This window comes from Synechococcus sp. UW105, assembly GCF_900473935.1.
Classification (GTDB): Bacteria; Cyanobacteriota; Cyanobacteriia; order PCC-6307; family Cyanobiaceae; genus Synechococcus_C.
In genome coordinates, this window is sequence record NZ_UCNN01000012.1 from 75,483 (window position 1) to 92,018 (window position 16,536).

General features: G+C 55.7%; 24 protein-coding genes. 8 read left to right on the forward strand and 16 right to left on the reverse strand.

All coding sequences use genetic code 11. The annotated features are described in order from the left end of the window. Window positions 1-28 precede the first annotated feature (28 nt). Window positions 29-1,051 carry a beta-carotene hydroxylase gene (gene crtR, locus DXY16_RS04840; protein ID WP_115120013.1) on the forward strand — a complete coding sequence of 341 codons (1,023 nt, stop codon included), beginning with the start codon at window positions 29-31 and terminating at the stop codon, window positions 1,049-1,051. A 57-nt stretch (window positions 1,052-1,108) separates the two neighbouring features. On the opposite strand, the gene gatC is transcribed toward crtR, so the two are convergent. The 6 genes from gatC to DXY16_RS04870 form a co-directional block, all read right to left on the reverse strand. After that, window positions 1,109-1,402, reverse strand: a complete 294-nt coding sequence (gatC, locus tag DXY16_RS04845) for an Asp-tRNA(Asn)/Glu-tRNA(Gln) amidotransferase subunit GatC (RefSeq protein ID WP_115120015.1) — start codon at window positions 1,400-1,402, stop codon at window positions 1,109-1,111. After that, window positions 1,399-2,187, reverse strand: coding sequence for a creatininase family protein (locus DXY16_RS04850; RefSeq protein ID WP_115120099.1), 789 nt, complete (start codon window positions 2,185-2,187; stop codon window positions 1,399-1,401). Before DXY16_RS04850 ends, gatC begins: the two co-directional genes overlap by 4 nt. Window positions 2,188-2,250: 63 nt before the next feature. Beyond that, entirely contained in the window at window positions 2,251-2,535 is a 285-nt protein-coding gene (locus DXY16_RS04855; RefSeq protein WP_115120017.1) for a hypothetical protein, read from the reverse strand. A 10-nt stretch (window positions 2,536-2,545) separates the two neighbouring features. Beyond that, a complete protein-coding gene (locus tag DXY16_RS04860) occupies window positions 2,546-3,277 on the reverse strand; it encodes a queuosine precursor transporter (RefSeq protein WP_115120019.1) in 732 nt (243 codons plus the stop codon). 11 nt (window positions 3,278-3,288) lie between these two features. Beyond that, a complete protein-coding gene (locus tag DXY16_RS04865; protein WP_115120022.1) occupies window positions 3,289-4,107 on the reverse strand; it encodes a VanW family protein in 819 nt (272 codons plus the stop codon). Window positions 4,108-4,261: 154 nt separating this feature from the next. After that, window positions 4,262-4,690 carry a hypothetical protein gene (locus DXY16_RS04870; RefSeq protein WP_115120024.1) on the reverse strand — a complete coding sequence of 143 codons (429 nt, stop codon included), beginning with the start codon at window positions 4,688-4,690 and terminating at the stop codon, window positions 4,262-4,264. A 307-nt stretch (window positions 4,691-4,997) separates the two neighbouring features. Here DXY16_RS04870 and DXY16_RS14640 point away from each other — a divergent pair, with 307 nt between their 5' ends. Together DXY16_RS14640 and DXY16_RS04880 are read left to right on the forward strand one after the other, a co-directional pair. Next, a complete protein-coding gene (locus tag DXY16_RS14640; RefSeq protein ID WP_170953847.1) occupies window positions 4,998-5,153 on the forward strand; it encodes a hypothetical protein in 156 nt (51 codons plus the stop codon). 23 nt (window positions 5,154-5,176) lie between these two features. After that, entirely contained in the window at window positions 5,177-5,962 is a 786-nt protein-coding gene (locus tag DXY16_RS04880) for a transposase (RefSeq protein ID WP_115120028.1), read from the forward strand. 259 nt (window positions 5,963-6,221) lie between these two features. On the opposite strand, the gene DXY16_RS04885 is transcribed toward DXY16_RS04880, so the two are convergent. Then, window positions 6,222-6,473 carry a Nif11-like leader peptide family natural product precursor gene (locus DXY16_RS04885; protein ID WP_115120030.1) on the reverse strand — a complete coding sequence of 84 codons (252 nt, stop codon included), beginning with the start codon at window positions 6,471-6,473 and terminating at the stop codon, window positions 6,222-6,224. Window positions 6,474-6,562: 89 nt separating this feature from the next. Here DXY16_RS04885 and DXY16_RS04890 point away from each other — a divergent pair, with 89 nt between their 5' ends. After that, window positions 6,563-7,201 (forward strand): DNA-3-methyladenine glycosylase, encoded by a 639-nt coding sequence (locus DXY16_RS04890; protein WP_115120032.1) that lies wholly within the window; start codon window positions 6,563-6,565, stop codon window positions 7,199-7,201. Next, the gene (locus DXY16_RS04895) at window positions 7,198-8,244 is read left to right on the forward strand and encodes an aspartate carbamoyltransferase catalytic subunit (RefSeq protein WP_115120034.1); all 1,047 of its coding nucleotides are present in this window, start codon (window positions 7,198-7,200) and stop codon (window positions 8,242-8,244) included. Before DXY16_RS04890 ends, DXY16_RS04895 begins: the two co-directional genes overlap by 4 nt. On the opposite strand, the gene DXY16_RS04900 is transcribed toward DXY16_RS04895, so the two are convergent. The 5 genes from DXY16_RS04900 to DXY16_RS04920 all read right to left on the reverse strand — a co-directional run bounded on the left by DXY16_RS04900 (window position 8,187) and on the right by DXY16_RS04920 (window position 11,004). Then, on the reverse strand, window positions 8,187-9,701 hold the full coding sequence (locus DXY16_RS04900; protein WP_115120036.1) for an NAD(P)/FAD-dependent oxidoreductase: 1,515 nt from the start codon (window positions 9,699-9,701) through the stop codon (window positions 8,187-8,189). The two genes, DXY16_RS04895 and DXY16_RS04900, sit on opposite strands and share 58 nt — an antisense overlap. A gap of 119 nt (window positions 9,702-9,820) precedes the next feature. Then, on the reverse strand, window positions 9,821-10,162 hold the full coding sequence (locus DXY16_RS04905; protein ID WP_115120038.1) for a DUF565 domain-containing protein: 342 nt from the start codon (window positions 10,160-10,162) through the stop codon (window positions 9,821-9,823). Window positions 10,163-10,413: 251 nt separating this feature from the next. After that, window positions 10,414-10,614, reverse strand: a complete 201-nt coding sequence (locus DXY16_RS04910; RefSeq protein ID WP_007099795.1) for a hypothetical protein — start codon at window positions 10,612-10,614, stop codon at window positions 10,414-10,416. Between the two features lie 28 nt (window positions 10,615-10,642). Beyond that, window positions 10,643-10,837, reverse strand: coding sequence for a hypothetical protein (locus DXY16_RS04915; protein WP_115015884.1), 195 nt, complete (start codon window positions 10,835-10,837; stop codon window positions 10,643-10,645). A 2-nt stretch (window positions 10,838-10,839) separates the two neighbouring features. Then, window positions 10,840-11,004, reverse strand: coding sequence for a PCP reductase family protein (locus tag DXY16_RS04920; RefSeq protein WP_115120041.1), 165 nt, complete (start codon window positions 11,002-11,004; stop codon window positions 10,840-10,842). Between the two features lie 539 nt (window positions 11,005-11,543). Here DXY16_RS04920 and DXY16_RS04930 point away from each other — a divergent pair. Further along, a complete protein-coding gene (locus tag DXY16_RS04930) occupies window positions 11,544-11,789 on the forward strand; it encodes a hypothetical protein (RefSeq protein WP_115120045.1) in 246 nt (81 codons plus the stop codon). A gap of 215 nt (window positions 11,790-12,004) precedes the next feature. Then, entirely contained in the window at window positions 12,005-12,232 is a 228-nt protein-coding gene (locus DXY16_RS04935; protein ID WP_115120047.1) for a hypothetical protein, read from the forward strand. A 92-nt stretch (window positions 12,233-12,324) separates the two neighbouring features. Here the strand turns inward: DXY16_RS04935 and DXY16_RS14315 are convergent, their stop codons facing one another. From DXY16_RS14315 to DXY16_RS04950, 3 genes are all read right to left on the reverse strand, one after another. After that, on the reverse strand, window positions 12,325-12,522 hold the full coding sequence (locus tag DXY16_RS14315) for a hypothetical protein (protein ID WP_137007021.1): 198 nt from the start codon (window positions 12,520-12,522) through the stop codon (window positions 12,325-12,327). 321 nt (window positions 12,523-12,843) lie between these two features. Next, window positions 12,844-12,978 (reverse strand): hypothetical protein, encoded by a 135-nt coding sequence (locus DXY16_RS15245; RefSeq protein ID WP_256359585.1) that lies wholly within the window; start codon window positions 12,976-12,978, stop codon window positions 12,844-12,846. Window positions 12,979-13,967: 989 nt separating this feature from the next. Further along, the gene (locus tag DXY16_RS04950; RefSeq protein ID WP_244281551.1) at window positions 13,968-14,216 is read right to left on the reverse strand and encodes a hypothetical protein; all 249 of its coding nucleotides are present in this window, start codon (window positions 14,214-14,216) and stop codon (window positions 13,968-13,970) included. 647 nt (window positions 14,217-14,863) lie between these two features. Here DXY16_RS04950 and DXY16_RS04955 point away from each other — a divergent pair. Continuing rightward, on the forward strand, window positions 14,864-15,304 hold the full coding sequence (locus DXY16_RS04955; RefSeq protein WP_115120101.1) for a hypothetical protein: 441 nt from the start codon (window positions 14,864-14,866) through the stop codon (window positions 15,302-15,304). A 160-nt stretch (window positions 15,305-15,464) separates the two neighbouring features. On the opposite strand, the gene DXY16_RS14320 is transcribed toward DXY16_RS04955, so the two are convergent. Beyond that, entirely contained in the window at window positions 15,465-16,037 is a 573-nt protein-coding gene (locus DXY16_RS14320; protein ID WP_206749545.1) for a hypothetical protein, read from the reverse strand. Window positions 16,038-16,536 lie beyond the last annotated feature (499 nt).

The following is a 16,536-nucleotide window of genomic DNA, read 5'->3' on the forward strand; positions in this document are numbered from 1 at the left end:
TGACATGTTGAGAAGGCTGCGTCAACCGATGACCAACGCAACCGCTGCTGCCTTCACTGCACCGCCTGCGGGCCAGGGGTTGCGCTCAGTGCCAAAGGAGTTCCTTGACCCCCCTGCGGCGTGGAACCCCACCGTGGGGCTGTTCCTCTGTGGCTACGCCCTCGCCGCGGTCACCATTTGGGGGTGGTTTATCGGGACCTGGCCCCTGCCCGTGCTGTTGATGACGGGATTTCTGGCACTGCATTTGGAAGGCACCGTTGTGCACGATGCATGCCACAAGGCCGCCCATCCTGTGCCCTGGATCAACCAGGCGATGGGGCATGGGTCAGCTCTGCTGCTTGGCTTCAGTTTTCCTGTGTTCACGCGAGTGCATCTACAGCATCACTCCCATGTGAATGACCCCAAGAACGATCCCGATCACATCGTCAGCACCTTCGGTCCGCTTTGGCTGATTGCACCGCGGTTTTTTTATCACGAGTATTTCTTTTTTCAGCGCAAGCTCTGGAAACGCTGGGAGTTGATGCAGTGGGGGTTTGAACGGGCTGTCTTCATCACGATTGTGGTCGCTGCAGTTCGTTTTGATTTTCTGTCCTTCATTTTCAATTGTTGGTTTGCCCCAGCCTTGATGGTGGGTGTCACCCTCGGCTTGTTCTTCGACTACCTGCCTCACCGTCCGTTTCTGTCGCGTAACCGCTGGCAGAACGCGCGCGTGTATCCCGGTCGCACGATGAACTGGCTGATCATGGGCCAGAACTATCACTTGGTTCACCATCTCTGGCCTTCGATCCCTTGGTTCGAGTACAAGCCGGCCTATGAAGCCACCAAGCCCCTGCTCGATTCAAAGGGTTCCCCTCAGCGCCTTGGGCTCTTTGAGACGCGCACCGATCTGTTCAACTTCCTCTACGACATCTTCCTTGGGGTGCGTAGCCACAAGCCACATGGCAGCAAGATGCGCCGTCTTGCTTGGGTCATGCCAAGTTCTCGCATGCGTCGGGGTTGGATGGGTCTGCTCCAGCGCACAGCCGTTACTCCGGCACGCAGACGCTTCTAAATCAGCATTGAGTTTGTGCTGATTCGGTTCGGCTGGGTGCCTTCTGTTCGTGGCTGATCACTCCGTCAGGATCTTGGGAACTCTGAAGAAATCGCCTTCCCGCAGTGGCGCTTGATCCAGCAGTTCTTCGCGCACATCGGTTGGCACAACGGCATCTTCGCGGGTGACGTTGACCACTTCCACAGCGCGAGTGGTTGGCGGAACTCCTTCTGTCTCCACGGCTTGGAGTTGTTCGACGTAATCGAGGATGCGCTCCAGTTGGCCGGTGTAGGTGGTGATGGTCTCCTCCGGCAGGTCGAGCCGAGCCAGCTTGGCCACCTTGCGCACGTCGTCGGCTGTGATTTTGCTCATGCGGCGGTGAGGAAGGTGGCTAAATCATTGCGCAGCGCCGTCGCTGCCGTGCTCAGGAATTCGGCGCCATGGTCGGCTTTCGCCAAAAACGGGTCAGAGCCCATGCGGCCATCGGGATGGCGGCGGCGGAAATCTGCCGGGCCATGGATGGGCCCGCAGGGGGCTGGTTCAGGTAGTGGGCGTTGTTTGTCCTCCAGGCTGGGATGCAGATGCAGGGTGAGCGCGATTTCGCTCGGGGTGGCGTGCTGGCCTTCCCTGTCGCCGTAGAGCGCCCGCGCATGTTGCATCACTGGTCCGGCCATGAACCAATTCGCCAGCCTGCAGCGCAGTCGTGGAGCAACTGGCAGGCCGCGGCTGGTGGCGGTGCCATAGGCCTGGGCGAAGGCGGCTTTGGCTGTTGCAATGTTCCCGCCGTGTCCGTTCACGACGAAGATCCGCTCGAAGCCATGGGTGGCCAGGGACAAAACCAGGTCGTGCAGCACGGCCAGCAGGGTGTTGGGCTGCAGGCTCATCGTGCCGGCGAAACCGAGATGGTGCTCTGCCATGCCAAAGGCCTGGGCTGGAGTCACGAGTACACCGCTCTGACGCCCTAGCTCAAGGGCCACCGCTTCGGCGGTGAGTGCGTCGGTGCCGATCGCTCCGGTGGGTCCGTGTTGCTCGGTCGATCCGAGCGGGATGATCACACCTTTGTACTGCTCCAGATAGCGATCTACTTCAGGCCAGCTGCGCAGAGCCAGTCGAATCGCTTCGGTGCTGGAGACCGGTCCTGGGAGGGGGGAACTCATGCCAAGCGAATCATTCGTCTGATGATCGCTCAGCAACCCCCCGCTTGCCGATCGGGGAAGGGATCAATGGGCGGTGCCGTTGCCGTCGTACTTGTCGGTGTTGTAGTAGCCACCTCTGGTCCCGAAATAGAGCGTCGCCAGGACGAAAAACCCGCAGCTAAAGAGCAGCACGGTGCCGAGGTTGAATCCTGAGAGGGCAGCGTCCATGGTCAGATGCTTGATGCTGTAAGCATGCCAACCAATCAGGTTGGAGTTGGAATTGGTGCGCTGATCGTCACCGTTGGCGTGCAGTGATCGCTCAGCTGTCGTTTTGGCGCGATCCAGGCAACGACACAGCCAAGGATGCAACGGTTGGTGGTTAACCAGTGATTTCCTGACCTGCCTCTGGAACGTCCAGCCATTGCCGCAACCAGGCAGTAAGCCAGATGAAGGGTAGTGTGTCTGCCAGGGCCGCCATGGCTTTGAACAGATAGCCGCTGGCGATGAACGCGGTTAGCTGCGGGAGTACTGGTTCGCCGGTGCGGATTGGCAGCACGTGGGCTGCGTAGTGGCTAATAAGCACGACCGCGCTGGTGTCGACTAGCTGGCTCACCAGGGTGGAGCCGTTGTTGCGCAGCCATAGAGCTTTCCCTTGGGTGCGTTCTTTCCAGAAATGGAACAGACGAACATCCACGAACTGGGCGGTGAGATACGCCACCATCGAGGCTCCTACTGAACCAAAGGCCAGCCGCTGGATCTCAAAGAAGGTTGTCTCTGGAGCGTCTTGGAGCCCCGGCATCACGCCTCCCAGCCAGAGGATCAGCACCACCCAGACGTTGAGCAGTAGGCCCACCCACACCACCTGAGCTGCTTTGCGTTCACCCCACAGTTCACTGATCAGGTCGGTGCAGAGGAAGGTGACTGGGTAGGGGAGTGCACCGACGGCCACCACGATTGGCCAGGAGCCGATGTGGCCCAGAGCTAGAAAGCGCGTCAGCCCGAGGATGTTGAGCATCCCCAGGGTGCCGAGGAACAATCCCACCAGCACGAGAAACACCAGATCGCGGCGGGCTTGCAAGCTGCTACTGGTCACGGTGGTGAAGGGAGACATGCCTGGGATGCTCAACAGGGCCTGTAGTGGCTGAAGGCCAGGTAGTCCTGTTGCCATCTTGAGCTTGATGCCTGTTTGCTAAAGCGGCTCGTGCTCACCTGCCACCCCGGGTGCTGTTGCTCGGTCGATGGTGGATAGCGCTCCAGAACCACTGAGTGCACGAGGGTCTGTACAGGCCTAGCCCCTGGCCCCAGAAGCGCACTATGGACGGCATGGGGGCCGAGTCGGATCTGAAGCAGCATCGGCATCTGGAAGTGATTGCGGATGGCGAGATCCTTTGTGCTGTATGCGATCGCTGCGTCTTCTCCGAGCGAGTAGAAGCGCTCCTCCCCGTAGGCATCGATGCTGTGGTTATGGCGCTCAAGCACCCGACAGCCGGCGTGAAGGAACAATTGGTACAGGTTGGTGGCAATCAGGCATAGGCCGCCTCCGGCCTCGGAGAGAACTTGCCCCCGAATGAAGACGGGGCCAGCTCGGTAGCCAGCTGCTTCTGTGGGCTCTCCGAGCAGCTGCGACAGGCTGAAAGCCTCACCGGAAGGGATGAGGTGGTTGTGAAGCGTTTCAATCGCACGTTCCAGGTTGTGGAGGCGGTTTGCGCAGGTTATGGCGTCTCCCCGTTCCGGAATGGGTGTGGTGATCTCTTGCCAAGGTCTGGCCTGAGCTGTGAAGGCTTCGGCTTCTGTCTGGCTCAGCTGCCGATGTTGGAGCGCTGGTGTGCCTGGGTACCGACGCCATTGCGCCATGGCCTGGCATCCAGCTAACCGGATCCGACGCTTTAAAGGAGGCGGAAGTCGATGCAGCATGCTCAGGCCTCCGCCGATTCCAGCCAAGCAGACCGTTGTTCAGCAGGTATCGAGAAGCCGCCTTTTCTGAGATCACAGGCAGATCGGGACGCCTCAACATCTTTTCGGGCTGTGCAGGCCAGAACGTTTTGCATGAATCTTTCATGCAAAATCTAGGCTTCATGTTGGTCGTGCAGTTTCTCTAGCAGCCTCGCTCTGCTGTGCCGTTGAGCCTTAACTCCTGGCTCCCTTTTCGTTGATTGATTGTCAGCAGCCCAATTCCTTTCTGTAATTCGTAGCCAACCCTGTCCCATTGTTTGACGGACAGAACTACTTTGTATCTATCATTTTCTGCTTCTATTCTTGTGTCTGTGTAAGTGGAGATATAGGCCTCTCTTTGCTTGCCGTTGATGCCGACAAGCAAACGATTGTTAGATGTGTTGGCTTTTGGAAAAGTTGCCCACACAAGGGGCTCTGTGTTGCTGTTGTTGTAGAAATAAAGGCTGCATCCGCGTGGCAGCTCTTGCCATGCAAGGGGCGTGACCTTGAGGTCCTGCGTCTTTGCTTTGCTGCAAGCAGTGTTGAGCAGCAAGGTGGCAAGACAGGTGACTGCAAAAGACTGTCTGAGCATTGGTCTTAAGGCTGGTCTATTGCAAGTCTTGCACTGATGGCTTGATGAAGCCACTCCACCCATCACCCAGGATTTCTGGGCTCATTATCACGCCTTCTTCTGGGCCACCGATGGGGTGGGGCTGAATTTGTGGGCTGAAGGCTTGTGACAGGTCAGGCTGCAAGCAAGAGCTAACGACGGCCTCCTGAGAGGTTGAGTCAAGTGCATTCATTGCACACTTCACTGATTGAATAAAAGTCGCCATCTCAATGTGTCGGTATGTTGTCGTGCAGCGATTGCAGAAAGTCAAAACCCAAGAGCTCGTCAAATGAAGACCATCACCATTCGCCTACCTGATGTGGAGGCAGCAATGCTGGTGGAGGTGCAGAAGGTCAATCGGGCGTATAGAGGCATCCAAGGTTTTCTGGTGAGTCAAATCCAGCAGGAATATGCCAAGACCGCTAAGGGCAGAGCATCAAGTTGAAAGTGTCAGCCTGAGCAGCCGCAATGTCCCGCTCACCACGCCATCTGCCTCAGGGCTATTCGTTTCACATCACCTTGAGGTGCAATAGCCGTCAGTTTTTGATTGCGAAAGGATTGAGGCGGGATGTGCTGCTAGCAGTGCTCGCCAAGGCACAAGCCAAGGTGCCGCACAGGTTGTATGCCGTGTGCTTGATGGCAAATCACCTGCATTTGCTTCTGCGAGCTGATGATGCACGCCAACTGCCAAAACTGATGCACTGGTTTGGCTGGTATTCAGCGATGGCACTCAACCGCTTGAGTGGTCGTTGCGGGCACTTCTGGGAAGCCAGGTATTACGCCACTGCCATCGCACCGAAAGACCACAGGCGAGTGCTGAATACCTTGCGGTATATCCACGCCAACCCGAAAGCGGCTGGAGTGCGAAAGGGTTTTTATGACCCCTATTCCAACTACGGGCACTACGGCAGGTTGGCGTGTGATGGCATCAGCGAATGGCACCCCAGCTTTCTGAAAATGGCATCAAGTCTGAAGGGATGCTCCAGGCGATATGAGCGGTTCTGCCAGAAGTATCGCCATCACGCCAAGGGAGGAGCGAAGTGCCATTGGGGCTCACGGATGCTGAAGCGATTGGTTGGGAGCAGTAGAAGCAAGGGAAAGCGTGTCTCGCCAGGTCAACAGCAACTCCCTTTTGCTTTTGATGTTCGGCTCAATCAAATCCCAGAGGAGTGGCATCAGGTTGCGGTGAGATTTAGACGGGCGAATGGCATCCGTGATGGTGATAGGGAGCGAAGGTTTTGGCAGTTGCGTTGAGGAGATATAAGTAGATGTAAGGCTAAAGAATGCGGAGGCTTTATTTGCTGTGCCTTGTGTTTTTTGTAGATGGATTAGGTGGCTGGATGGGTGAACGCTGTGAATGTTTTGTGGGTCACGGTGCCAGGTATTGGAGGCTGATTTATGGGATTAGTCAGACTGTTGAAGTAATAAAAAGCCCCTGCAGCAGCAGGGGCTTTGAAGGCGTAGGCTATTAGAAGACTTCGAAGACTATCATTCAACAGCCGTGATGCATTGTTCAACATCGCTGAACAGATACACAATCTTGTGCCGTGCAAAACTCGCTAACAGCTCCTCCAGCCATGCCTTCCAACTCTTCTCCAGAAAGCTCTGATTGAGCGTTTCCAAGTTCGTCAGCAGAAATACTAAACCCAGCTTCTTTTGCAATCGCAACAACAGCATCATTGTCCGCAGCTGCTTTCAGCTTCTCCTGAAGGCTGGTGTCTGCTTTGACCTTTTCTAGAAAGGCTTTGAGTTGCTCTTCTGACATCAGGGAAAGAATTTAGATAATTCAATTGTCCCTCCTCCAAGCAGCCTTGTCAGACTTGGGCGAAGAAAGTTGTCGCTCCAGCCACGCCCATAGCCACCCCGCCCATCGCCAAGGATTTCCCAGCTCTACCCAAATCCTTCTTCTGCCGTCCTGCAGAGCTCGTGGGACCTGAGCTGGTGGGCTGCAGGTTGGTGAAACGCCAGAGCGATGGCAGTTTGCTCTGGGGCGTGATTGTGGAAACGGAGGCGTATTCACAGGATGAACCTGCCTGCCACGGTTACCGCCGCCGCTCACCGCAGAACGAAACGCTGTTTGGTGAGCCTGGGCGGTTTTATGTGTATGTGAGCTATGGCATCCACCACTGCGTGAATGTGGTGACTCACCGCTCTGAATGGGCTAACGGGGTACTTCTTCGCGCGATTGCTCTCCCTGCTGAGCCTGAAAGGGTTGCGGCCGGTCCGGGGCTTCTTGCACGTCGTTTCGGGATCGATCGCAGTGATGACAGCTGCTCAGTTTGTGGTGAGAATGAGTTGTGGCTGGCGCCGCGACCAGCAGCACTCGAGCAGCCTGTGCTTGTGACGACCACCCGGATCGGAATCTCCCAGGGGCATGCATTGCCCTGGCGCTGGTATCTCCAGGCGAGCCGCAGCGTCAGTAAGCGGGCCCGTGGTGATCGGCTCCCGCCTGTTTCCGCTGCCTGGATGCCCGATGGAGCCGTAACGGCATGAGCAGCTGGAGCCATCGCCACATCCTCGATCTGGCGGCGTTCTCTCGCGACGATTTCGCGATGGTGTTGGAGCTTGCCCAACGCTTCCGCTCCATGCCCTTAACCGGAGCGCGCAAGTTGCCGGCGTTGCAGGGCAGGCTGGTTGCCACCTTGTTTTTTGAACCCAGCACACGCACCCGAAGCAGCTTTGAGTTGGCTGCCAAGCGTCTTTCTGCGGATGTTCAGAGCTTTGCGCCAGCCAGTAGTTCCTTGAGTAAGGGTGAATCACTGCTCGACACGGCGCGCACCTATGTGGCCATGGGGGCGGATGTGCTGGTGGTGCGTCATCAGTGCACCAGTGTTCCTCAGCAGCTGGCGGAATCGCTCGAAGCGTCCGGTGAACGCACGATGGTGCTCAACGGCGGCGATGGGCTGCATAGCCATCCCAGCCAGGGATTGCTTGATCTCTACACCTTGGCCCATTATTTCGATCCTCAAGGGGCATCGATCGATGCCCTTGAGGGCAAACGTTTGTTGATTGTGGGAGATATCCTTCATTCCCGCGTGGCCCGTTCCAATCTCTGGGCACTCACTGCCTGTGGTGTGGATGTGACCCTTTGCGGACCGCCGAGTTTGCTCCCCGAGAGCTTTGCCCGCTTTGTGGATGCGCCTCCCCCTGGTCAGCAGTGGGATCCGGTACCCCAACGCGGCAGGGTCAGCGTGGAGCGAGATCTCGACACCGCTTTGGCTGGGGTGGATGCGGTGATGACCTTGCGTCTTCAAAAAGAACGCATGCGCCAGCATCTGCTCACCGATCTCGATCGCTATCACCGCGCCTACGGCCTCAGCCATCAACGTTTGCAGCGGTGTGGTGCTGATATTCCTGTTCTCCACCCAGGACCCGTCAACCGTGGGGTGGAGATGAGTAGCTCCCTTCTTGATGACACATCCCGCTGTTTGGTCGAGGAGCAGGTGCGCAACGGCATCCCAGTGCGCATGGCCCTGCTTTATCTCATGGCAGCTGCAGAATCGTCGGTGGAGCCTTCTGACGTTTCTGCGGGATGATCCTGATGGCCTGACACCTGATTGGAGTAGTACTCCATGGCGGCCTTCAAGGCAGCATCGGGCGCCGAGATCGAGGGGCCTGTGCCTCCGCTCTGCATCGGGAAAGGTGCATCTGGAGCATCCAGGCCGATGTGCTGGCTAGGCATGCCAGTGAGCAGCATGGATGCTCGTTGTTGTGATGTCACTGCAAAGATCCACTTGATCAGAAGGGTCAAGCGGTTTTCACGCTCGGGCATGAACGCCAGGTGGGCTAGTGCCCAGAGGATCCAGCCAATCCCGCCGCTGAATTTCAAGCCACGCAGATCGGCGACTGCGTCGACCCGGTCGAGCACGGCCATGCTGCCGAAATCAAACCAGTTGAAGTTCGGGCGAGGTGTTTGAGCCACGATGGCGCCAATGTCTTTGCCCACGAAACCTCCCGCCTGGGTGGCAGGTCCGGCCATGCCAGGAAGTGGGTTGCCGCTGCTGGTGTGGCGGTAGGAGCAAAGATCCCCCACCACCCGAATCTCCGGATGGCTTTTGATCGAGAAGTCTGGTTCGACAACCACTCGACCGGCTCGGTCGAGTTCGCAATCGATTGCTTCGGCCAGTTTTCGGCCAAGGTGAGAAGGGCGCACCCCAGCGGTCCAGATCACGGTGGCCGCCTGGATGAGCAGGTCACCCTCCGGGGTGCTCATCGTCACTTCGCCCGGTTGCATCGTTTGCACCCGAGCCTTGAATTGCACTTCCACTCCAAGTTTTTCGAGGCTGCTCTGCGCCGCCTTTGACAACGACTCCGGCATCGCCTTGAGCAGCCTGTCTCCTGGGTCTACCAGCACGATTCGCGTGTCCTCGGTGTTCAATTGCTTGAACTCGCGACGCATGGCGTTGCGCATCAGTTCCGACACCGCACCAGCCATTTCACAGCCAGTGGGCCCACCTCCAACAATGACAACGGTCTGGAGGAACTTGCGGGCCGCTGGATCCGGTGATTGTTCTGCCTGCTCAATCGCCATCAGCAGACGTCGACGGATTTCTTCAGCGTGCTCGAGGATCTTCATTGGCGGCGCAAAGGTGCGCCACTGCTCATGGCCGAAGAAGGTGCTTCCGGAGCCCGTGGCCAGAACCAGATGGTCGTAGCTGTAGGCCCTGGAGTTGAAAATGATTTGTTTGCTTTCAGGCTTGAGATTGGTGACCTCGCCCAGCAGCACCTGAACGTTGCTTTGTTTGCCCACGAGCTGACGAAGTGGGGTGGCAACATCACCACGAGAGACAAGGCCAGTGGCGACCTGGTACAGCAGGGGCTGAAACAGATTGAAGTTGCGCTTGTCGATCAAGGTGATGCGCACATCAGCCTTGGCAAGGGCCTTGCAGGCCCTGACGCCTGCAAATCCACCTCCCACGATCACAACGTGGGGCGCATCGCGGAGCCTCTCTTCTGGTGGCTCTAGCTCGAGGAAGAAATGCTCTGCTGCCATCAACCCTGTAGCAACGGTCCTATCCCGAAGGGTATGGACGTTGTTAGGAAATGACCGTTTTGCTTTGAAACTTCGGAATTGATCCGGATGCAAGGCGTGCGCGTTGTGATGGGCTCTGTTCAGAGCAATTTGAAGCCTTCCAGCAGCAGGCCGTAGAGCAAGCCGATTCTCGTCATATCGATCATTTGCAGGCCTAAAAGGGTCTCGGTTCGCTTCGGCCATGGCCGGCGGATCCTGACCAGCAGTTCCCAGAAGGCCACTGTGATGAGAGCAGCCACAGGATCCATCAGCGCGCTGGCGCCTGCGATCGACCCCACGGAACTTCCGATCAGGAAGCTGGCAAGCATCAAGATCAGCAGCAAGGAGGCTCGTCGCCATGGGTTGTCTGCCCAGCGCTGCAGTCGCCCCCACCAATCACCCAAGCTTCTTTGCAGCTGAGTTGTCTGTAAACGTTGACTCATCCCTCTCCGGCACCATGCGGAAGGATCCAGTCAATCCCGTGGAAAAAGAGGCAGGGATGACAGTCGATGATCCCCATCACCCGACCCAGTGCCCTGCCATTAGCTATATACACCATTTCTGGTGTTCGTGCCGTAACGATGCACTACGGGTGGGGGTAAAGAGGGCTCGACTGTTGAAGTCCTTGGCCCGCCGTCAGCACGCATGTCCCAAGCAAACCTCCCCACGAGGGGCTTGGCAAGGGGGCGATTGCTTATTTCGATTCTGCTTTGGCCTTCCTGGATCCCTTCCCTTCCAGTAGCTCGAGCAGGGCTTCCATCTGAGCCATCACACCACGCACTTCGCCTGCTTCTGGAAGCAGCCCGTCCTCCATCACGCCTTGGTGCATTTCTCGCAGCTCCTGACGGATGTAGCGCAGGTGGCTGACTACCTGCTCTCGCTTCGACTGCGACATGAGGGAAAAGCTACTAATGCCCTCCCTTTTACCTCATGATCCGTCCTTGCGGATGGCGTTTGCTGTTCAGCGTTCCTGCCAGAGCGATCAGTCCGAAGGTGACGAGGGCGGTTGGCCTGGCCAGCACCGTGGCTGCCACGAGTGTGCTGAGCGCTGTGAGCAGGGGGAGCCGCGGCCGGCGCGTTAGGGATCGGGCCAATGTTGATGGCCGTCGCTTGGCCATGGTTATCCCCTTTTGTTGAACTGGGCGCGGGCTTCGGCATACACATCAGCATCGATCACGTTGATGCCGGCGGCATTGGCGATCGATTCAATTTTCTTGCGCACGGCAGGACGCACGAAGAAAGGAACTTCCTTCAGGGCTTGTTCCGCTTCGCTGCTCCACTCCATGCTCTTATCAATCTTCGCCTTAATAAGAGGCTAAAGGATCCAGTGCTTGAAGGGCATCATCTTTGAGCCCTTGGGCTGCCACTGGTATTTGGGCTCTGATTGAGTGTGATTTAGTGTTCTCGCTTCTGTCTGCCCTTCTCGCTGGGAGGGGAGGGTGTTCTGGAGCCTGCCCGCCTGAATGTGCTGCACAGTTGTTGCTGCACGGCTGTTGCTCACACTTGTTGCTCACGCTGCGATCAACTCTCGCCACGGCGGCCTCCTTTCTCTGATGGCAATGGCAGGATGGGATTCACGCATTGGTTGTGATTGTGTCGTGAGCAGTGATGTTTTGTTTTTGGATGATCGGTGTGAGGAAGTTTGGATGGTTTCCTTGTGAGGCTGGGGTTATTGAAGATGGTGGCAAAAGGTTGTAAGGAAATGTTCGCATCTATGTATGCTTTGTGCGTTGAGATGGGCCGTATGTCGCCAGTGCTTGGCTCAATTGATGAGGGTTAGCCGTTGGCTCGATTTAACCTGGAGGTTGTGGTTCTCCTGGCTCTATGGCTGAACTAGCACTCCGCTTTAAAGCGCTCGTTGCTCAATCGATGACGGGGCTGATGAGTAAAGCGTTGGTCTGCGCAATGCTTTCTTTGATCAGTGCTGTCTATGCGCGAAAGATGTTTTTAGGTTCAGCAGATGTGCTGAGTATGGGGATTGCCGTCTTGCCAATGGTTATTGTGTCCTTGGGGTTTTTCATCGTTCTGATTAACATTGCTTTGGGGGCTCAAGGTGAGAAAATTGTCTAGCTCTATTTTGCTCGCGCCTAGGAGTCTCGCCTTGGCATTTATTTTTTTTATGGGCTCAGCTTTCCATTGCCTTGATTGGTTGGGTGTAGAAAGAACTGTTGAGTGGGGAATGGGAATGGTATTTGCATTTGCGATGATGATTTCTCTGGTTTTTTGGTATAAGAAGCTTGTTCGTCTTAATATTTTAAAATTTATCTCTTGATGTTCGCGTTGAAGTGATCTCTTCCGGCGGCCTCTTGGCTGAATGCCTTGATGCTGTGATTGCGCTGGCCTTGTTGGTGTGCGGCTGTTTGTTGAGCCTGCATGGGTTGGCTCCACGACGCGATGCGGCCCTGCGTCGCATCGTTGGTTGTGTGGTCTGGATGCTGCATCAGGCGTTACCCAACTCTTCTCTGTCCCTCAACTGCGTTCCTGCAGTGGGTCTCATCCAGAGCCGTGCCTGATCCTGCGAAGCGCTCAAAGTCTCGTCTTGAGCCTCGATTTCAGCAAGATCCTGCTGATCATGCTTGAAAGTGCGATGGCTCTGCAGCCGATCTCAACGACTTTGTTCCCGTGTTGGCCGTTGAGATCGTGATTGCATCTCACTTCCCTTCGAGGCGAGTGTGGTGGTCTGGATGGCTGGCTGATCGGCAAGCATGAGCTGCTTCAGGCGGTTGTATCCCATCTCATACGCAACCATTCGTTGCTCAGCCAGCTCCTGGAGTCGCTCAGCATCTCGATACGTGGAACGCATGGCTGATAGCTCCGCATGCATTTCAGCAGATAGGCCAAGCTCTACAAGCTGGTCACTGTTGTCGTCGAGCATCAAGTTGCAAACATGATGGATGTCTAAGGGGCGGTTTTGCTTCAATCTGTTCTGGCTAGGCATCTTGGTGGATCCAGTTTTGAGCACGTATGAGTGAAGAGTTGAGGCTGATGCTGTCAGCTATTGGTATGGCAAGTTGCACTTTTTTGTTGGCAGCTCATGCTTCCGCGTTGCAGTCACCTTCGGCTGAAAGTAAACGTTCCTCTGCTTTGTGGTCTCCATACCAGTTCACGATCAAGTCGACCAGGGTCAGCCAAGACCATGCAGGTTGTCGTGCAGCCTCGCTGGCCAGGTCATTGCATCGAACAACATCCTGCAGGAATGCAGGCTCTCCCCTTCCAATCGCTTGAGGTATCGCCTCGTGATCAGTGAGGTGGTGGTCACGAGCCATCAGCTCTTGTTCCTGCTCTGATCATTTGTATCTGGCAGCAGCGAAGTGAACGCATCATTCAATGCAATGCGGTGTTGCCGACTTTTCATCTGGCAAGCGTTGACCAGCCCGCGGAAGATCAACAGTGCTATCGGCTGTGGATGGTCAAGACTGCAGGCCAGTCACTGTGATGGCCTTGTCGTGTCATCAATCTGTTTCTCACGGTTGGCACTCTGCGCGCGTCGATTGCCGCCTTGGAGTTTCAGTCGCTCTCAAGACCACACAGGTCTCTGCTGGCTGCGACGAACGATGATCTCGTGTCTGGTGATTGCGACTGATCGCTCTGCCATCAATTTCATCCAACCGATCAGAGTTGACCTAAGGGGGCTGCTCTGTTCAGGGTGATGCTTGCAGGAGTTTCGTGATTGTGTAGCGATCGATCCAAATGTGTGAGCTGATCACAACCGGTTGAAAAGGCTGTCTAAGCAGCTTCTTCTTGTTTGGTTTCCTCTTCGGAGAGCAAGAAACGCTTGCGCTGGGCTGACTCATAGCCAGTCAGTTCCTTCTGCTGTTGCTCCTTGGCTCTCTCTGCTTTGTTGCACCCCATCAAAAGGGGGTGGATGCCTCTTCTGCTCATTTGATTTGACGCTTATCGGATCGCGCGCGGTGGCTTTGAAGCCCAATCGCGTCAAATGATCTTATCGTTTTCTCTTGGCTGGGTGAGTGGGGGTTCCAGCGGCTTTACATATCGATGGCGTGCCGTTTCGGTGGATGCTGCATCGAAGCAGTGTCTCGGCAAGTGCTGAACATCGTCACACTCATGAAACTCTCAGTTGGTGAGGCTCATGCAGACACTTGATGCCAAAAAGGGCTCTTCCGAAGCAACCACACAGCATCGTGATCACCGGTGATACACATTGGCAACTGCCCTTTCTCTTGCCTGCCTCAGCCTGTCTTGATGGTGATGGGCTCAGAGCGGCTTGTGCCCAGAGTGGGTGTTTGATCACTCGCGCGCATCAGAAAAATCTTGCATCGCTTTGGTATGGAGGCCAACTCTGGATGCTACGCGTGTTTCTAGCTCCTTGCGTAGGTGAGTGGTGGCTTCACGAACAAATGCTTTTTCGTTCTCATGTGCGGTAAGGATTTGCTTGGTGACCTCTTTCAGTTCAGCCAGTTCTTGACAGGCATCAATCTCACGGAAGGCGGCTTCAAGCTGAAATCTCTGTTCGACAGACAAGCGATGGTGGTTCATGGGGATCATTGATCATCGAGACAAGCTATGGATCTCCGCACGGTTGGTGTTGTTCGGTCGTTGGTTCGGCAACCACCCTTGGAACCTGGCAGTGGTCCAGTCCGACCAGTCAAATTGGTGTTGACCTCAGGTTGGTATGGATCAATCCGAAATTAAAAACTGGCAAAAGATCGCATCAGATCTAGAGGCTGCTGGTGCAATCCATAGCGGCTTTTATCTGCGAGCTCGTGTCATCGCTGATGGTGAGCCTGATCCGATGCCCACTCTCTCCGAGCTGAGTCAGAAGCCGTCTGCTGCATAGTGCCCGCAGAGTTTGTGTGATGGTTGCTTCCCACCATCCAATCCCGTGCTCGTTGGCATCCATGCTCCTTCTGGCTTGCTCGCTCACTGCACCAGGCATTGCGTTGACTTCACACAAGCGGCTTGCCAGTTCGCTCTTCGCATAAGAATCAACTGCTAATCATTCGTAGGCACAGCCTTTTGGCTTTGGCTCCGCCAGAGTTGATGTGATTTCTGCGCTGATCGTTTTGCTGCGAGCAGTCTCACTGGCTGTTATTTGCTTTCTTGCTGCCTGTTCGTCCCTCGACAGTACCCAAGAGCTCCAGCCAAGTGCCATCTCTTCTGGCGCTGTAGCTGCGCAGCTTCCATTGCAACCACCCGGTCAGGCTGGTCCGACAGCGGATCTCTTGGCCGGAGAGGTCCCTCTTCTTAGTGCTCGCCGTACGGATGAATGGTTTCCGGATGGCAATCCCATCTGGAAAGTGGAGTTGCATCGTGGGCAAAGACTGCTCGCCAGCTGGGATGCGGCCAGTGGGGCCTCCCAGCGACAACATGCAGATCGCCGCTGGAGCCCTGGCAATGCTTCTCCTCTACCGATCGGGATCTATGCCCTTGGTCAACCGGAACCCTGGGGGCATGATCTCTGGTTTGATTTGCAGCCTCGGTTTGAAACCACTCGCAGTGCGCTTGGCATCCATCGCTGTTTTCCAGGTACTGGCTGCATCTGCATTCCGGATCGATCAGATATCGATGCATTGGCCGCCTGGGTCCGTCGGGCTCGAATTCAACAACTAACGGTGCTCAACTAGCTGGAGCTGTTTCTTGGTATGGGCCGGAAGTCAGGCTTCTGAATTGTCTTGGGCCCGTGCTGGTGACTCGCTGAGACTCTGCAACGGCATCAGCAGCAGGAGTCTTTTCGTCAGATCGCTTCACGGAATTGGGAGCACTGATCACCGTTCTGCATGATGCCTAGCCATGCTCCTTCCAATTAATTTGGATGCCAAGAGTGGGTACTAGCACGCATTTCTCTACTAACTCAGTAGGACCACCGGCGCCCCAGGTAATTTGCAATTCATCGAAGGAAAAATGAATGAGAGCCTCACCGATGAGGCTCTCATTCATGAGTGAATCTCTCTTCACATGTCGCATCTTGATCTCCACCCGCTTCTTGTCAGGGCTCAGAGAAGACTGGTACTCTTCCCAGTAAGATCCTGATCCTGCTGCTATTTCTTTCTCTTCGGTCTTTGTAAGAGGGATAAAAGCTTCTGTGGGCCATCCTTCGTATGCATAGATTTGACCAGTTTTTCTATCAAAAGCCCATAAAGGTTCTTTGCCTTGAGAGGCTCTTTGTGCATGAAGGGAGCTCGCATCTGGATAGGTATCAAAGGCTGCTTTAGATTGGTCGAGCACATGATTGGAGCTTGAGCAATATACTGAAATGAATCGATTTTCCTGAAGGTCTGAGCATGAGCTCAGGGCAAATAAAGGCGCGCAAATGAGCGGAATATGTGCAGCAGAGCGCAGGAGGCGCATGGTCTTCAAGGAAAGCAAAATCGGTTGAGGTCGGATCTTTCCCTTCAGAGTCGTTGAATCCGGAGTGATGGGGTTGTGCCGAGCCGTCCAAGAGAAAGAGCGGCGCACCCTTCACGTGAGCAACGCTAACTCGCTTTGGCGAAAGCGGTCTTAACACGTCTCCATTCGGATGTGCGGTGGCTGCTGTGATGCCCCTTAACGGTGGCTCCCATCAAACCTGACTCGGGAGCCGCTGCCCTCGGGCCTCACGAGACCAGCTTCCAAATGGGTGCCGATCTCTTCATTGTTGATTGCCCTATCTCTCTAAAGTCCTGACGTGCTGCATTTGCTTTGGCAGGATAGTTTCCCGCAAGGTTGACGACTGGGAGTATGCAATTCAGATCGCAGACAGGACGGCTCTTCTCAGTTGAAGAAGTCATCAATTTGTTGGTGTCTCTGGTGGCGACTGACTCCAAAGCCGAGGCGAAGTGGAGAGGCTTCTACAACTCCCTCACTGCCAGCGAGCTTC

What these genes read in the sequence shown, in the direction of transcription:
- DXY16_RS04950 (WP_244281551.1), bottom strand. Translation starts at nt 14,216, where the DNA reads ATGAACCACCATCGCTTGTCTGTCGAACAGAGATTTCAGCTTGAAGCC.
- DXY16_RS04885 (WP_115120030.1), bottom strand. Translation starts at nt 6,473, where the DNA reads ATGTCAGAAGAGCAACTCAAAGCCTTTCTAGAAAAGGTCAAAGCAGAC.
- DXY16_RS04870 (WP_115120024.1), bottom strand. Translation starts at nt 4,690, where the DNA reads ATGCTCAGACAGTCTTTTGCAGTCACCTGTCTTGCCACCTTGCTGCTC.
- DXY16_RS14315 (WP_137007021.1), bottom strand. Translation starts at nt 12,522, where the DNA reads ATGCGTTCCACGTATCGAGATGCTGAGCGACTCCAGGAGCTGGCTGAG.
- DXY16_RS04850 (WP_115120099.1), bottom strand. Translation starts at nt 2,187, where the DNA reads ATGAGTTCCCCCCTCCCAGGACCGGTCTCCAGCACCGAAGCGATTCGA.
- DXY16_RS04880 (WP_115120028.1), top strand. Translation starts at nt 5,177, where the DNA reads ATGTCCCGCTCACCACGCCATCTGCCTCAGGGCTATTCGTTTCACATC.
- crtR (WP_115120013.1), top strand. Translation starts at nt 29, where the DNA reads ATGACCAACGCAACCGCTGCTGCCTTCACTGCACCGCCTGCGGGCCAG.
- DXY16_RS04910 (WP_007099795.1), bottom strand. Translation starts at nt 10,614, where the DNA reads ATGTCGCAGTCGAAGCGAGAGCAGGTAGTCAGCCACCTGCGCTACATC.
- DXY16_RS04930 (WP_115120045.1), top strand. Translation starts at nt 11,544, where the DNA reads ATGGCTGAACTAGCACTCCGCTTTAAAGCGCTCGTTGCTCAATCGATG.
- gatC (WP_115120015.1), bottom strand. Translation starts at nt 1,402, where the DNA reads ATGAGCAAAATCACAGCCGACGACGTGCGCAAGGTGGCCAAGCTGGCT.
- DXY16_RS04915 (WP_115015884.1), bottom strand. Translation starts at nt 10,837, where the DNA reads ATGGCCAAGCGACGGCCATCAACATTGGCCCGATCCCTAACGCGCCGG.
- DXY16_RS14640 (WP_170953847.1), top strand. Translation starts at nt 4,998, where the DNA reads ATGAAGACCATCACCATTCGCCTACCTGATGTGGAGGCAGCAATGCTG.
- DXY16_RS04920 (WP_115120041.1), bottom strand. Translation starts at nt 11,004, where the DNA reads ATGGAGTGGAGCAGCGAAGCGGAACAAGCCCTGAAGGAAGTTCCTTTC.
- DXY16_RS04905 (WP_115120038.1), bottom strand. Translation starts at nt 10,162, where the DNA reads ATGAGTCAACGTTTACAGACAACTCAGCTGCAAAGAAGCTTGGGTGAT.
- DXY16_RS04860 (WP_115120019.1), bottom strand. Translation starts at nt 3,277, where the DNA reads ATGTCTCCCTTCACCACCGTGACCAGTAGCAGCTTGCAAGCCCGCCGC.
- DXY16_RS04900 (WP_115120036.1), bottom strand. Translation starts at nt 9,701, where the DNA reads ATGGCAGCAGAGCATTTCTTCCTCGAGCTAGAGCCACCAGAAGAGAGG.
- DXY16_RS04895 (WP_115120034.1), top strand. Translation starts at nt 7,198, where the DNA reads ATGAGCAGCTGGAGCCATCGCCACATCCTCGATCTGGCGGCGTTCTCT.